Source organism: Winogradskyella arenosi (genome assembly GCF_003337305.1).
Taxonomy (GTDB): Bacteria; Bacteroidota; Bacteroidia; order Flavobacteriales; family Flavobacteriaceae; genus Winogradskyella; species Winogradskyella arenosi.
Genome location: NZ_QPJO01000004.1, coordinates 1 through 14,872, shown reverse-complemented (window position 1 = coordinate 14,872; position 14,872 = coordinate 1). Strand labels below are relative to the sequence as shown.

Sequence of the window (14,872 nt, the reverse complement as noted above, 5' to 3'; positions counted from 1 at the left end):
TTGGAGGCAAAATCTTATAAAATGAAAACGCTTAAATTTCCTTCTGCACAAACCATACTCTTTATTATCGCAGGTTTGGTAACCCTATTAACTTGGTTTATTCCCGCAGGAAAATATGATACGTTAAGCTATGATGCTTCCACGGACAAATTTACACGATTAAGTTTAGACGAAGAAACAACTTTAGAAGCCTCGCAAGGGACTTTAGAGACTTTAAATATTAAAATTCCTGTTGAAAAATTCACCAATGGCGATATTTATAAGCCTATTAATATCCCTGGGACATATCATAAACTTGAAGCTCAGCCTCAAGGCTTTTTAGATTTTGTAAAATCACCGATTAAAGGTATTATTGAAGCGGCAGATATTATTTTCCTCGTGTTAATTATTGGGGGATTAATTGGTATTCTCAACAAATCTGGTGCTTTTGATGCCGCTATTGCGCAATTGGCTAAAGCTTTACGTGGTAGAGAGGCTTTACTTATTGTATTGGTGACCACGCTTGTGGCTTTAGGGGGAACAACCTTTGGATTTGCAGAAGAAACCATTGCCTTCTTCCCTATTCTTATCCCAGTATTTTTAGCCGCTAAATATGATGCTATTGTGGGTGTCGCCTGTATCTTTTTAGGTTCGGCAATTGGGACTATGTGTTCTACAATTAATCCGTTTTCAACCATTATTGCTAGTGACGCTGCGGGTATAAATTGGACAACAGGATTATATGGTAGAGTATTTATGCTCGTCTTATGTTTAAGCATTACCATAGGTTATATTATTCGGTATGCGAATCGCGTAAAAAAAGACCCTACGAAATCTCTTATCTATGATCAAAAAGAACAGATAGAAGCGCTATTCAGTTTAAAGGACAGTTCTCATATAAAATTTAACTGGAGGTTAAAATTAGCCCTTGCCTTATTTACAGGCGCTTTTATTTTAATGATTATCGGGGTATCTATGCTCGATTGGTGGTTTGTAGAAATGACTACCGTGTTTTTAATAGCGGCTATCATTATAGGATTTGTTATTAAAATCAGTGAAACAGAATTTATTGAAACCTTCGTTAGTGGCGCGAGTGATCTTCTTGGAGTGGCACTTATTATTGGGATTGCTAGAGGGGTGACGGTCTTAATGACTGATGGTCTTATTAGTGATACCTTGTTGTATTATGCGAGTGATCTTACCACAGGAATGAATAAAGGCGTTTTCTCTAGTACCTTAACCATAATCTATTCTGGACTTTCATTTTTTATACCAAGTTCTTCTGGTATGGCCGTTTTAACCATGCCAATTATGGCCCCATTGGCAGATACCGTTGGGATAGGACGAGAAATTGTAGTGAATACGTATCAATACGGATTAGGTTTATTTTATTTAGTCAACCCTACCGGATTAATACTAGCATCGCTAGCCGTTGCCAAAATCAACTACAGTAAATGGCTAAAATTTATCATGCCTTTATTTGGGATTCTTACGCTAGTAACCTTAATTGTACTTGCTGTAGCCTCTTATTTATAATGCCATATTAATAGTTTAACTTTGTAGTTCTAATATTAAAAATTATACATGATTAACATTCATGAAAAAACCTTAAAGGATCTTGAATTCTTTACCGTTTTAGATCAAATTAGTGAACATGCCCTTACGGCTTTAGGTAAAGAAGCGGTTTTAGACATTTTACCTTTTAAAGCGGAAGCGCCTCTAAAAGAAGCGTTGACCTATGTGAATGAATTTCTATCATCTTTTGAAAATGATAATAGAATCCCTAATCATGGTTTTGAAACGATTGCCAAAGAATTAAAGCTGCTTAAAATTGAAAATACCTTCCTCGAGGTATCTAGCCTTCAGAAGCTAGTGAGTATGTCGTTGACGGTCAATTCAATTTTAAAGTTTTTAGAAAAATTTAAAGAGTATTATCCGAAATTACAGGAATTTTCACAGCACATTCCGGTACAAACACAAATTATAGATCAGGTTAATGCGGTTATAGATCGCTTTGGTGATATAAAGGATGATGCTTCGCCACCTTTGGCGGACTTAAGACGTTCTATTAACGCCCTTAAAGGCAAAATCAATAGTAGTTTTGCTTCGGCATTACACACCTATCAACAACTCGATTATTTAGACGATATCCGAGAATCCGTAGTGGATAATAAACGTGTTCTGGCTGTAAAAGCGATGTATCGTAGAAAAGTTCGGGGTTCTATTATGGGGGGTAGTAAAACGGGAAGTATCGTTTATATTGAACCTGAAACCACCCTTCAGCATACAAGAGAACTTAATAATTTAGAATACGAAGAGAAGGAAGAAGTTATAAAAATCTTGAAGGAATTAACGAATTATATTCGGGAGTTCTTACCACTTTTAAAGGATTATCAAGAGTTTTTAACTCAGATGGATGTCATTGCTGCAAAAGCAAAATATGCAGAGCGTATGAATGCTATCCTACCTCAATTCTCCCCTGATCGTCGTATGCATTTGCGCGATGCCTATCATCCACTCCTCTATTTAAATAATAAAGAAAAGGGTGAAAAAACCTTTCCACAAACAATTGGTTTAGAAAAAGACAGTCGTATTATTGTGATCTCGGGTCCTAATGCAGGTGGAAAAAGTATTACACTAAAAACCGTAGGTTTATTACAAACCATGCTTCAGAGTGGAATGTTAATCCCGGTTCATGAGCGTAGTTATGTGTGTTTGTTCGATAGGATTTTAAGTGATATTGGGGATAACCAGTCGATTGAAAATCATCTGAGTACCTATAGTTACCGCTTAAAGCAGATGAACTATTTCTTAAAGAAGTGTAATAGTGAAACCTTGTTTTTAATTGATGAATTTGGAACAGGAAGTGATCCCGAATTAGGAGGCGCCTTAGCCGAGACCTTTTTAGAAGTTTTTTATGAGCGTGAAGCTTATGGTATTATTACTACCCACTACTCCAACTTAAAATTATTAGCTAATGAATTGCCACATATTCAGAATGCGAATATGCTTTTCAATGAAAAAACATTAGAACCTATGTATAAGCTTGTCGTTGGACAGGCAGGAAGTTCTTTTACTTTTGAAGTGGCTCAGAAAAACGGAATTCCTTATAGTTTAATTAATAAATCTAAGAAGAAAATTGAGCGTGGTAAAGTCCGGTTTGATGCAACGATTGCCAAACTTCAAAAAGAACGAAGTAAGCTAGAACGTACCGAACGTTCCTTAAAGGAAAATGAAAAGAAAAAGATTTCTGAAGCCGATAAGCTCGAGGAAGTCAATGCGAAGGTTCAGAAGAAGCTAGAGAGTTTTCAAGAGCTTTACGATTCTAATCAGCGCTTAATTTACTTAGGTCAAAAGATTGACGATATTTCTGATAAGTATTTTGAAAACAAGAATAAGAAAGCCTTAATGGCGGAGTTATTCCGATTGGTTCAAATTGAAAATTCAAAACGAAAGAAAGTATCAGCGAAACAAAAACGTGCTGAAAAGCATAAAGAGAAACAAGTTAAAGCCGAAGCGGAGAAAAAAGTAGAGATTATTCGTAAAAAGAAAAAAGAGGCCAAAAAGAAAGCGGTTAAAACCGAAAAACCGAAACCAATATTAAGAGTTCATGATCGTGTGAGGTTGCAAGATGGCCGTGCGGTTGGGACCATTGATAGTATTGAAAAAGGTAAGGCTAATGTGAATTACGGAATGTTTACCACTAATGTAAGTCTTGATCAGTTAGAATTGGTTGAGGCCATGAAAAAGTAAGTTGAACCGTTAATTTGAATTTTAAGTCTATGACAAATCTTCCTAAAAACAAACAACTCGTTCTTTTTGATGGGGTTTGCAACCTTTGCAATTCCAGTGTGTTATTTGTTATAAAGCACGATAAAAAGGACCTCTTTATGTTTGCTCCTTTAGAGAGTGCGATAGGACAACAAATCATAGACAAGTTTCATATAGATACGGAAGAAACGGACTCCATACTACTTTATAATCCACTTAAGGATAAGTTGTACTATAAGTCTACAGCGGCCTTAAGAATCGCTAAGAAACTTGGGTTTCCAATCGCTATTGGGGCTATATTTTTAGTGATTCCCGCATTTATAAGAAATCTAGTGTACGATTATATTGCTAAGAATCGTTACAGCTGGTATGGTAAGAAAGCGTCTTGTATGATTCCAACACCAGAGCTTCAGTCTAAATTTATAGATTAAAAGCCTTGTTAACCAATGAATAAAAAAAAGCCCTTTCAATTTTGAAAAGGGCTTTTTTATTTCAAACTTAAACTCAAAATATAAATAATAGTGGTTAATAGCATACTATTCTTAAGGACAAATGTAGAGCCCCTTATCTTGAGTGTATAAAATAGTCGTTGAAACTGATGATAATTATGATATGCAGTTTTCAAGTTCAAAAATCATCGACCTAGAACCTTTTAAAAGCTCCTAAAAGGGAAAATTGAGCCGCGAAACCTATTTAAGGTTATGGAGGTCAATGGTTTGTGGTAGTAATGACTTCAACCCTTTTAAGAGAAAGTTGAGATTTTCATTTGTATGGTCGCTCTTGGATTACGATTTTTTCGAATCCTCTTCAGAATAAGGTTTCAAAGCGCTTTTCTAAACTGATGCCCGCTGTGTATTGCGGGCAAATATAAGGCACATAAATCCCTGTCTTTAATGTGAAACTACAAACATCCAAAACGGCATGAAAAAGAACTACACTATAGTTTTAGAGGTAATTTCAGCAAAAGAAAGCTTTTACATCATAGTGTTTTAAATAAACGTTCTAAGCAACGTAGCATGTTTTGTTCCGTGATATCAAAATCGCCATCAGCAAAAAACAGGGCTTTGATATCCTCTAAAAGAAGGTCGATATCTTCTTTCGTGTATAAGTGTTGCTCTAAACTGGCGGTTATTTTTTTTAGACCTTGGTAGTCATTATCCGCTTCAAATTCCTCATGAATTTCTTTAAATGAGGCTGGATCCACTTTAGAGATAATTAATTGACGTTCTTCTTCTGATTCTTTAAAATCAGCATTTGCAGCGAAAAGTAAAATGTAAGCGACGAGCTCGTCTCTAGTCCAATCTATTCTGTTCATTTTTTATTATGATGTTAAACTTCCATATTCGGTCCATGAGCCATCATAGACCACTAAATTTTTATAATTACAAATTGTGGCCGCTAAGGCGACAATACAGGCGGTAATGCCTGAGCCACAGCTAAACACTAACACGGATTGTGTGTCTACTAAAGTAGCAAAGATTTCTTGAAGTTCTGCTTTAGGTTTTAACTTATAACCATTTAATAATATAGTATAAGGTAGGTTTTTAGATGAAGGGATAGTCCCTCGGCGAAGTCCTTCGCGTGGTTCATCTACCCGACAATGAAATCGGTCTTCAGAGCGCGCGTCGATAATTAGGGCTTCCGGTTGATTTTGAAACGCCTGGATGCCTTTAAAATCGGTCATAAGCTCAGACTTGAAATCGGCTTCAAAATTTCCTAAGGGATAGGTTTCCTCTTGATAATGCTCTAAAGGGAAGTTCTGTACTCTCCATTCGGGTAAACCGCCATCTAAAACAGCGACATTTTGAAAGCCAAAGACTTTAAAAAGCCACCATACGCGTGCGCTCGAGTAAATCCCCTTGTCGTCATAAACAACAATGACAGCATCCTTATTAAGGCCTAATAATTGGGCTTCCTTTTCAAATTGGTCTTTAGACGGTAAGGTGCTTGGAAATGGCGCAGAAACGGTGCTGAATTTTTGTTTAATATCAAAAAATCGCGCTTTGGGTATACGTACAGAAGACGAGCTAACCACTTTGTTAATGGTCGCGTCTAGAACCACAAGCTGCTCTAAGTTGCTGTTGGCATAAAGCCAATCAACACTTACATGAGTTTGTACTAATGGCAACATGGAATTAGGCATTTTCTATCGTTTTATGTAAACGTGTGCATCTGTCAAAAGTCTGAAGCCTGTCAAATACTTTATGCGCTACAATGCTTATAACCTTCTCCTCTACTTTTATTTTGTTTTTATACACTTTATTATTGTAGGTAGATCCTTCTGATGACATTACATTAACTTCCACTAATCTTTCTGGTTCAAGCTAAAGCTCGATTTTATTATTTTTCTTAAAGTTAAAAAATAATTTGAAACCATAAAGATTGTTCTCTAAGAATCTAAGTCAAAAGTTTCGGTAGGATTGCTTTGATCGTGATAATCCAGCATGTCTTCACCATCGGCAATTATAGAACATACGGTAGCATCACCTGTGACGTTAACCACCGTTCTAAACATATCTAAAATACGATCTACAGGAAAGATGATGGCAATCCAAGCCGGATTTAAACCTACAGAACTCAATACAATAATAAGCATAACGAGTCCGGCACTTGGTACGGCTGCAGATCCTACAGAAGCTAAAGTAGCGGTCAGTACCACGGTAACTTGTTGCCCAATGGTAAGATCAATCATGTGCATTTGAGCTAAAAAGATCACAGCAACAGCTTGGTATAAGCTCGTTCCATCCATATTTACAGTGGCTCCAATAGGAAGCACAAAACTGCTAATTTTTTTATTGACGCCTAAATTCTCTTCAACACACTCCATGGTTACAGGAAGTGTAGCCGCACTACTCGATGTTGAAAAAGCTAAAGTCTGCGCAGGACTCATAGCTTTAAAGAAGCCTTTGTAAGGAACTTTTTTAACAAAGAGTTTTAGAATTAAGGGATAGATTACAAATATCATTAGTAATAAGCCTAATAAAACGGTTAGTGAGTACCAACTTAACCCTTTAAAGATTTCTACAACTTTACCGATATCATCACCGGCCATTTTACTTACAACACCTGCTAACAAAGCAAAAACAAAAAACGGTGCTCCTTGCATAACGATATCTACCATTTTAAGGAAAACTTCATTAACCCCGTTCACTAAGTTTAAAACAGGAAGCGATTGCTCGGTCGGGATAAATAATAGACAAACGCCAAAGAAGATGGCGAAAAATATAATTTGCAGCATTAATCCATTATTTGATAAGGAATGAAAAAAGTTGCTTGGTACAATATCAATTAAAGGCTGTAGTGGCGTGGTTTCTTTACGAGATTTTACGGTTTCCATCTTATCGGCTACGGAAGCCTCTTTAAGCTGGCTTTTGGATAATTCTGAAATTTCCTGAGCGCGTTCAAAGAATTCAGGTTTTTGAAGGTAGTTGATACCGTCTTTAATTTCATGACCTTCACTGTCGGCCCAAATCTCATAGCTAATACGGTTGTCTATTCGGCTTTGTTCATCAATAAGCTTTCCAGGCTTAAAAACATTAACCAAAACCAATCCTAAGGAAATAGCCATAATTGTGGTTAGCAAGTAAATCCCTAAGGTTTTACCACCCATACGACCTAAGCTTTTAGGATCTCCAATATTAGCGACACCACCTATAATTGAAAATAAAACGAGCGGAACAGCGATTAACTTTAAAAGATTAATAAAAATAGTACCGAAGGGGTCTATCCAATTAATGGTAAATGCACTCCATCCCATGGTGCTTGATAGTAATGCCCAAAGGATTCCAAGAACCATTCCGATAATAATCTTCCAGTGTAATGCCAATTTTTTCATACGCTATATTCCTTTTTAAACAGGAATTGTTTCATTTTTAAGGGTTGTTGTGGCAATCGTTATATATGGTATTACTCACAATTATAATTAGGTTTAGGGGTTAACTACCAATCGCGAGACTCTTGTCTACGCAACAAGATTTGATCGGCAATAACCATGGCTGCCATAGCCTCTACAATAGGCACTGCTCTAGGAACAACACAAGGATCGTGTCGACCTTTACCTTGCATTTCTACAAGTTCCCCTTGACTATTTAATGCTTCCTGTTTCTGTATAACTGTAGCTACAGGCTTAAACGCCACTCTAAAGTAAATGTCCATACCGTTGCTAATGCCTCCCTGTATACCACCTGATAAATTGGTTTGTGTAGTACCGTCGCTATTAAAAAGATCATTGTGGTCGCTTCCGGTCATTTTAGCCCCACAAAATCCACTTCCATATTCAAATCCTTTTACTGCATTTATGGATAGCATCGCTTTACCGAGTTCGGCATGTAATTTATCAAAAACAGGCTCTCCAAGACCTACGGGTACATTTTTAATCACACAGGTAATGGTACCACCAATGGTATCGCCTTGCTTTTTAATGGCTTCAATTTTAGAAATCATTTTAGCAGCTGTCGCTTCGTCTGGACAACGGATAGCATTAGATTCTATAAGGTCAAAATCTAAATCTTGATAAGGTTTATCTATAAAAATATCCCCTACTGAAGAAGTAAAAGCATTGATATCAATTGTACTTATAAACTGTTTGGCAATAGCACCAGCGACAACTCTAGAAGCGGTTTCACGCGCAGAGCTACGCCCTCCTCCTCTATAGTCTCTTACACCATACTTCTTGTCATAAGTATAATCGGCATGACTCGGACGGTAAACGTCTTTAATATGCGAGTAGTCTTTAGATTTCTGATTGGTGTTATGAATTACGAACCCAATTGGTGTTCCGGTAGTGACACCTTCAAAAATTCCCGAATAAAACTCTACCGTATCGGGTTCCTTACGTTGGGTAACTATTTTAGACTGTCCGGGTTTACGACGGTTTAACTCATTCTGAATTGCTTCAAAATCAAGTTCTATTCCTGCTGGACAACCGTCTATTACACCACCTATTGCTGCGCCATGAGACTCCCCAAATGTGGTGAGTTTGAATAGCTTTCCGAATGAATTTCCTGCCATTAAATTAAAATTTTACGCTAATGTAAATCTTCTAAGACAGAAACAAAAATAGAAGTCGCCTTTTTACGGTGTTATTTCAATGTTAAGGTCTTTTTTTAATTGGCCTGTTTTCGTAACAAAATGATAACAATTCTCTGATAGTTAATTAATTGCTTGCCTTTAGAAAAACAAACTTAATTATAGTTCTTTGTAACACACTCAAACCAAACATTGTGAATTTAAAACGAAAAGTTGAAATAGCGGTGATATCAGACGTGCATTTAGGAACCTTTGGATGCCAAGCGAAACAGCTTCTCACATATTTAAATAGCATTGAGCCCAAGACGCTTATTTTAAATGGTGATATTATAGACATTTGGCAATTTAAAAAACGGTATTTCCCAAAGTCCCATCTCAAGGTTATAAAGAAAATTATGGATTTTGCAGCTAACGGCGTAAATGTGGTTTACATAACCGGAAACCATGATGAGATGTTGCGCAAATTTGCTGATACTGAAATTGGAAATATTTCTATTGTAAATAAGTTGGTTTTAAACTTAGACGGTAAGAAAGCTTGGTTTTTTCATGGTGATGTTTTTGATATGTCTATTCAAAATGCCAAGTGGCTCGCTAAACTCGGTGGTTGGGGATATGACTTTTTAATTATAATGAATGGTTTAGTTAATTGGTGTTTAGAAAAGCTTGGAAAAGAGCGTTACTCCCTGTCTAAAAAGATAAAAAACGGAGTCAAAGGTGCGGTGAAGTATATTAATGATTTTGAAGAGGTAGCCAGTGATTTAGCCATACAAAATGGCTATGATTATGTGGTTTGTGGCCATATTCACCAACCTAAAATGCTGATTAAGGAGAATAAATATGGGCAAACCACCTATTTAAACTCTGGGGATTGGGTTGAAAACTTTACGGCTTTAGAATATCAATTTAAACGCTGGAAAATTTACAGTTATAACAACGATAAGCTCTCCCCTTTTTTTGGCGATGATGATATTAAAGAAATGAACAACCAAGATCTTATTGCGGCCATAACCATTGTAGAGCAGCCCAAAACCAAAAAATCAAAGTAAAGCTTCTCTTAAAATGGTGATGGGGTGTTTTGCCACACGTCCGGTACCATCCTTAATTTGGTGCCTGCAACTGGTTCCGTTTGCTGAAATTAAAGTCGTTTCTGCTGCTTTACGAACCGCAGGAAATAAGGTTTGCTCCCCTATTTGCATGCTGATATCATAATGCTCCTTTTCGTACCCGAAACTTCCCGCCATACCACAACATCCGCTAGGAATAATGGTCACTTTATAATGCTCTGGAAGGTTTAAAATATCAAAACTCGATTTTTGATTGGCAAGAGCCTTTTGATGACAATGTCCATGAAACTTTATGGTTTTAGGGGCTTTGGTAAATTGTGCGGACGTTATATGTCCTAAAGCGATTTCTTGTTGTATAAATTCTTCAATAAGAAAGGTGTGCTCCGCAATGGATTTTGCAGCAGCTTTATCATCGGCGAGTTTTAAATATTCGTCCTTAAAAGTTAATAGCGCTGACGGTTCTATACCTAATAAAGGGCGGTCTACTGAGATGAGCGATTTAAAAATAGATACATTGGTATTGGCTTTATTTTTTGCGTCTTTCACAAGGCCTTTAGAAAGCATAGCACGACCTGATTCTGAGTGAGAAATCATTGTGACTTTATAATTTAAGGCCTTTAAAAGCGTTAAGGCATCGACGCCAATTTCAGTATCTAAATGATTGGTAAATTCATCATTAAATAAAAAAACTTCTTTAATGTAATTTTTATTAACTAACTTGTTGTTAGATTTTTTGTAGTGTTTGCTTAAACTTTTAGTTGAAACTAAAGGCAAGCTTCGATTCGGAGCGATACCTCCAATTTTCTTAATGAATGTACTTGTTATTTTGTTCGAAAACATAAAGTTAGTCAGTTTAGGAACATGACTCGCTATGGCATTCATTTGATTATTATAGGCGAACAATTTAGTCCGTAACGGCACCCCATTTTCCTTCTGGTATTGGTATTGAAATTCTGCTTTTAATGTGGCGATATCTACACTACTTGGGCATTCGCTTTTACACGCTTTACAACTTAGGCAGAGGTCAAAAACATCCTTTAATTCTTCGTGATTAAATCGGTTAGACTTTTCAGAATTCGTTAAAACTTCCCGTAAGGCATTGGCACGTCCTCTTGTGGTGTCTTTTTCATTCCTCGTGGCGCGATAACTTGGACACATCACGCCACCAAAGTCTGGTAATTTTCTACAATCCCCAGAACCGTTGCATTTTTCTGCTGCACGCAAAATACCTTGAGATTCCGTAAAATCCATGAGCGTTTCAATCTCTGGCGTTTCGCGATCTGGGGTGTAGCGTAAATTTTCATCCATAGGATAAGCATCTACAATTTTCCCAGGATTAAAGATGTTTTCAGGATCGAAAGCACTTTTTATTTGTTTTAATAGGTTGTAGTTCTCATCACCGATCATTAACGGGATAAATTCTGCCCGCACTATACCGTCTCCATGTTCTCCAGACATAGAGCCTTGGTATTTTTTAACCAAATGCGCTACATCGGTGGTAATTTTCCGAAATAACTGAACATCAGAAGCTTGTTTTAAATCGAGTATAGGTCGTAAATGCAATTCTCCAGCACCGGCATGGGCATAATACACCGCATTTTGGTTGTAAGACGCCATAAGGGCGGTAAACTCATTAATATAGGTTTCTAAATCTTCTAGGGTTACCGCTGTATCTTCTATACAGGCCACCGCTTTTTTGTCGCCAATAATATTTCCTAAAAGCCCTAAACCAGCCTTTCGGAGTTCCATGGCTTTATCTATAGCTTCACCTGTTAAAACAGGCATGGCATAAGCTAAATTCAAAGGTTTTATAGCACTTAGAAACAAGGTGATGTCTTGGGTTAAAAGCGCTTCTGTTTCGGCTTTTAATTCGCACATAAGTATGGCCTCAGGATCGCCTTCAACAAAAGTCCGGTTTTCTTGTTGAGTTTTATTGTGTTTGGTAAGATTAAGAATGGTGGCGTCCATCATCTCGCAGGTGTGGAGATTATGGTGCATTACGGTTTCCACAGATTTTAAACAGTTGGCAATACTATCAAAATGTAAGGCAATGATGGCACTTTTTTCAGGAGGCAAGAGATCTAACTGTAAAGTGATCTCCGTGGTAAAAGCCAAGGTTCCTTCACTTCCACAAAGCAGTTGACACATATTAAAGGAACGGTCAGAAGCTGAGAATATCTCGCTATCGATTAAAGCATCTATGGCATAGCCGGTGTTTCTTCTGTGGATTTCAGGTTTTGGAAATTCCTTTTTTATTTGCTGCTGAACAGGTTCAGGCGCTAAGGTGTCATAAATAGTTTTGTAAATATGACTTTCTAAGTTGTTTAATTTTAGTTTCTCTTGAAAATTGGCTTTAGTTAAGCTGCCAAATTCGGCTTCGCTCCCATCGCTTAAGATGGTTTTTAGACTTCGGACTTTATCGCGAGTAACTCCATATTGAATAGATGTGGTTCCGGATGAGTTGTTCCCTACCATACCTCCAATCATACAGCGATTTGAGGTCGAGGTGTTGGGGCCAAAAAATAAGCCGAAAGGTTTTAGGTAAAGATTAAGTTCATCTCTAACCACTCCAGGCTGTACGGTTACGGTTTTGGCGCCCTTATCTATCGCAATAATATTTCTAAAATATTTAGAAACATCCACAACAATCCCCTCGCCTACACATTGCCCGGCTAAAGAGGTTCCCGCCGTTCGTGGAATTAATGAGGTGTTATGGGTATTTGCAAACTCAATCAATAATTTTAGATCCGTTTCATCTTTAGGTAAAGCCACGGCTAAAGGTAGCTTTCGATAGACTGAAGCATCTGTAGCGTAAAGGGCTTTTGTTAAAGTGCTGAAAGAGAGCTCTCCTTTTAATTTAGCTTGTAAATTTTTGAGAGCTTGAAGGGTTTTACTTTTCATTAGCGTTAATATTCGATTGAAAGGAGTTATAATTTTATCTTAAAAAAATGGCTAAAGCGCCTTTTAAGAATTAATTTTGGCCTTATGAAGGTTAGCATATTTCAAGATGCTAAAATTATGAATATAAACTTAAAACTATTATGAAGAAATTATTTTTATTAGGATTATTTACAATTGGATTTATTGGAGCTTCTAGCGCTCAAGAAATCGCTGATAACGCTATTGGTCTACGTTTAGGTGCTGGTGATGGATTTGGAACTGAGGTCTCTTACCAACGTGCTTTAGGGGGGAACAACCGTTTAGAAGTTGATTTAGGATGGAGAAGCGCCGATGATTATGATGGTTTTAAATTAGCTGGTTTATACCAATGGGTTTGGAATCTTGACGGTGGATTTAACTGGTACGCGGGTGCCGGTGGTGGTTTAGGGTCTTATGAAGATAATGGTGATAACAATGAGACCTTTGTTTTTGCTGCAGGTGATGTTGGACTAGAATACAGCTTTGATTTTCCTTTATTATTATCTTTAGATTTTAGACCAGAACTTGGATTTGGCGATTATAGAAATGATCTAGATTTTGATATCGCTTTAGGAATTAGATACCAATTCTAAACTTAATAATTTATATATAGAAAACCACCTTTAACGAGGTGGTTTTTTTGTTAATTTTAAAGCGTATGAAACAACTTGCAATCATAGGAATGGGGCCTCGAGGGCTCTATGCTTTAGAGCGACTGCTTTTAGAGCTCAGTAAACAACAACTTGAAATCGGTTTGCATATTTTTGATGCCACCCATTGTCCGGGAACAGGTACGGTTTGGGATATGTCGCAACCCGATTCTAACTGGATTAACATTACTGAGCGTGCCTTGGTGGGTATTGAACAACGCCAAGCGATCTCTTATGCGGGTTGTACAATTCCTGAATTCCCATCGTATCACGAGTGGAGTAATTATAATCAAGGGGTTTATGCGCCTGATACGTTTCCTCCACGCCAAAAAATAGGACATTATTTAAATGCGCGTTACACGTCTATTGCAAAAGCATTAGAAAATCTAAAAACCTTTGAGAGTTATAACGAAGAAATTATAGATCTTAAGCCGAAGGACGAACGTTTAGAAATTATCGGCCACGATCAACAATGGGTTTGCGATGCACTTGTGCTTACTGTAGGGCATCAGTCTACGGTCTTATCCGACCAATTACAATCCTGGACATCTCACGTTGCTAAGCATCATACACCACAACTTTTTGACACCTCCTACCCGATTACGCAATTGGAGACGCTTAAAAACGAGATGGAAATGACCGTAGGGATTCGAGGTTTTGGTTTAGCAATGATTGATGTGATGCGTTATCTCACCATAAATAACTTCGGAAATTTTAAGGTGATAGACCCGAGTACTTTTGAAACGGTATATTACAAAACCCAAGCCCAAGGCTTAAAAATTGTTCCGTTTTCATTAGATGGATTGCCTTTAGTTCCAAAACCGTTGAATGAAGTGATTGATGTAAAATACCAACCTACAGATGAAGAATTAGAACATTTTAAAACTGAAATTGAAGCTGTTTCGCAATCCGATTCAGCGCTGTCTCATCTCGATTTTTTAATACAGCCTATAGCGCAAATCAGTGCAAGAGTTTATCTTGAGCTAAAAGACGACGCTCAATTACATCATTTAAACCATGAATTTTCCTGAAATAGGTTGACTAAAAATTAAACCTTTAATTATAGTCACTTATGAAAACACAAAATGAACACTGGCGAAAAAAAACCTACCAAAAAGTAACCTTAGAAACAAAATTATTCGTCGTTGACCAAATCTTAAACGGTCAAGTATCCAGAAACTTTGCTTCCAAAAAATACGATGTTCCTAGAACAACTATTTCCTATTGGATTAGAAAATATAGTACCTTAGTACAACAAAATACTGGTATGAGTAAAAATGATGAAATTAAAAAACTCAAGGAAAAGATTGAAGAACTTGAGTTTCAAAAAGACTTCCAACAAGACATTATCGCTGATATGGAACTCATTACAGGCGTCGATATGTCAAAAAAGTCATTACCCAAAACATTAGCAAAAGAGATAGAGCTAAAGAAAAAACAGCGTATAAAAGAAAATGGCTC

Annotated in this window: 12 protein-coding genes; 7 read left to right on the top strand and 5 right to left on the bottom strand. The window is 37.0% G+C overall.

Annotation, left to right across the window (positions count from 1 at the left end; translation table 11 throughout):
- Positions 1-21 precede the first annotated feature (21 nt).
- From DFQ08_RS11630 to DFQ08_RS11620, 3 genes are read left to right on the top strand one after another with little or no spacing between them, the layout of a single operon-like run.
- Positions 22-1,515 carry a YfcC family protein gene (locus DFQ08_RS11630; protein WP_114310204.1) on the top strand — a complete coding sequence of 498 codons (1,494 nt, stop codon included), beginning with the start codon at positions 22-24 and terminating at the stop codon, positions 1,513-1,515.
- A 48-nt stretch (positions 1,516-1,563) separates the two neighbouring features.
- Positions 1,564-3,732, top strand: coding sequence for an endonuclease MutS2 (locus DFQ08_RS11625; RefSeq protein WP_114310203.1), 2,169 nt, complete (start codon positions 1,564-1,566; stop codon positions 3,730-3,732).
- A 29-nt stretch (positions 3,733-3,761) separates the two neighbouring features.
- Positions 3,762-4,181 (top strand): thiol-disulfide oxidoreductase DCC family protein, encoded by a 420-nt coding sequence (locus DFQ08_RS11620; protein WP_114310202.1) that lies wholly within the window; start codon positions 3,762-3,764, stop codon positions 4,179-4,181.
- 548 nt (positions 4,182-4,729) lie between these two features.
- Here the strand turns inward: DFQ08_RS11620 and DFQ08_RS11615 are convergent.
- The 4 genes from DFQ08_RS11615 to aroC form a co-directional block, all read right to left on the bottom strand.
- The gene (locus DFQ08_RS11615) at positions 4,730-5,065 is read right to left on the bottom strand and encodes a TerB family tellurite resistance protein (RefSeq protein WP_114310201.1); all 336 of its coding nucleotides are present in this window, start codon (positions 5,063-5,065) and stop codon (positions 4,730-4,732) included.
- Positions 5,066-5,071: 6 nt separating this feature from the next.
- Complete coding sequence (locus DFQ08_RS11610; protein WP_245935428.1) at positions 5,072-5,893, bottom strand: sulfurtransferase; 822 nt, start codon at positions 5,891-5,893, stop codon at positions 5,072-5,074.
- 246 nt (positions 5,894-6,139) lie between these two features.
- Complete coding sequence (locus DFQ08_RS11605; protein WP_114310200.1) at positions 6,140-7,585, bottom strand: dicarboxylate/amino acid:cation symporter; 1,446 nt, start codon at positions 7,583-7,585, stop codon at positions 6,140-6,142.
- 104 nt (positions 7,586-7,689) lie between these two features.
- On the bottom strand, positions 7,690-8,760 hold the full coding sequence (aroC, locus tag DFQ08_RS11600; protein WP_114310199.1) for a chorismate synthase: 1,071 nt from the start codon (positions 8,758-8,760) through the stop codon (positions 7,690-7,692).
- 212 nt (positions 8,761-8,972) lie between these two features.
- Here aroC and DFQ08_RS11595 point away from each other — a divergent pair, with 212 nt between their 5' ends.
- On the top strand, positions 8,973-9,824 hold the full coding sequence (locus tag DFQ08_RS11595) for a UDP-2,3-diacylglucosamine diphosphatase (RefSeq protein WP_114310198.1): 852 nt from the start codon (positions 8,973-8,975) through the stop codon (positions 9,822-9,824).
- Here the strand turns inward: DFQ08_RS11595 and DFQ08_RS11590 are convergent.
- Positions 9,816-12,743 carry an FAD-binding and (Fe-S)-binding domain-containing protein gene (locus tag DFQ08_RS11590; protein WP_114310197.1) on the bottom strand — a complete coding sequence of 976 codons (2,928 nt, stop codon included), beginning with the start codon at positions 12,741-12,743 and terminating at the stop codon, positions 9,816-9,818. The two genes, DFQ08_RS11595 and DFQ08_RS11590, sit on opposite strands and share 9 nt — an antisense overlap.
- A gap of 140 nt (positions 12,744-12,883) precedes the next feature.
- Here DFQ08_RS11590 and DFQ08_RS11585 point away from each other — a divergent pair, with 140 nt between their 5' ends.
- The 3 genes from DFQ08_RS11585 to DFQ08_RS11575 all read left to right on the top strand — a co-directional run.
- Positions 12,884-13,354: a hypothetical protein gene (locus tag DFQ08_RS11585; RefSeq protein WP_114310196.1), complete on the top strand. Its 471-nt coding sequence runs from the start codon at positions 12,884-12,886 to the stop codon at positions 13,352-13,354.
- Positions 13,355-13,419: 65 nt separating this feature from the next.
- Positions 13,420-14,442, top strand: coding sequence for an FAD/NAD(P)-binding protein (locus tag DFQ08_RS11580; RefSeq protein WP_114310195.1), 1,023 nt, complete (start codon positions 13,420-13,422; stop codon positions 14,440-14,442).
- Positions 14,443-14,483: 41 nt separating this feature from the next.
- On the top strand, positions 14,484-14,872 hold a 389-nt coding region (locus DFQ08_RS11575; RefSeq protein WP_114310194.1), incomplete at its 3' end, for a helix-turn-helix domain-containing protein.

Excerpts from the sequence above, each read along its gene's own strand:
- DFQ08_RS11625 (WP_114310203.1), top strand. The coding sequence starts at position 1,564 with ATGATTAACATTCATGAAAAAACCTTAAAGGATCTTGAATTCTTTACC.
- aroC (WP_114310199.1), bottom strand. The coding sequence starts at position 8,760 with ATGGCAGGAAATTCATTCGGAAAGCTATTCAAACTCACCACATTTGGG.
- DFQ08_RS11580 (WP_114310195.1), top strand. The coding sequence starts at position 13,420 with ATGAAACAACTTGCAATCATAGGAATGGGGCCTCGAGGGCTCTATGCT.
- DFQ08_RS11620 (WP_114310202.1), top strand. The coding sequence starts at position 3,762 with ATGACAAATCTTCCTAAAAACAAACAACTCGTTCTTTTTGATGGGGTT.
- DFQ08_RS11610 (WP_245935428.1), bottom strand. The coding sequence starts at position 5,893 with ATGCCTAATTCCATGTTGCCATTAGTACAAACTCATGTAAGTGTTGAT.
- DFQ08_RS11585 (WP_114310196.1), top strand. The coding sequence starts at position 12,884 with ATGAAGAAATTATTTTTATTAGGATTATTTACAATTGGATTTATTGGA.
- DFQ08_RS11630 (WP_114310204.1), top strand. The coding sequence starts at position 22 with ATGAAAACGCTTAAATTTCCTTCTGCACAAACCATACTCTTTATTATC.
- DFQ08_RS11605 (WP_114310200.1), bottom strand. The coding sequence starts at position 7,585 with ATGAAAAAATTGGCATTACACTGGAAGATTATTATCGGAATGGTTCTT.
- DFQ08_RS11615 (WP_114310201.1), bottom strand. The coding sequence starts at position 5,065 with ATGAACAGAATAGATTGGACTAGAGACGAGCTCGTCGCTTACATTTTA.
- DFQ08_RS11590 (WP_114310197.1), bottom strand. The coding sequence starts at position 12,743 with ATGAAAAGTAAAACCCTTCAAGCTCTCAAAAATTTACAAGCTAAATTA.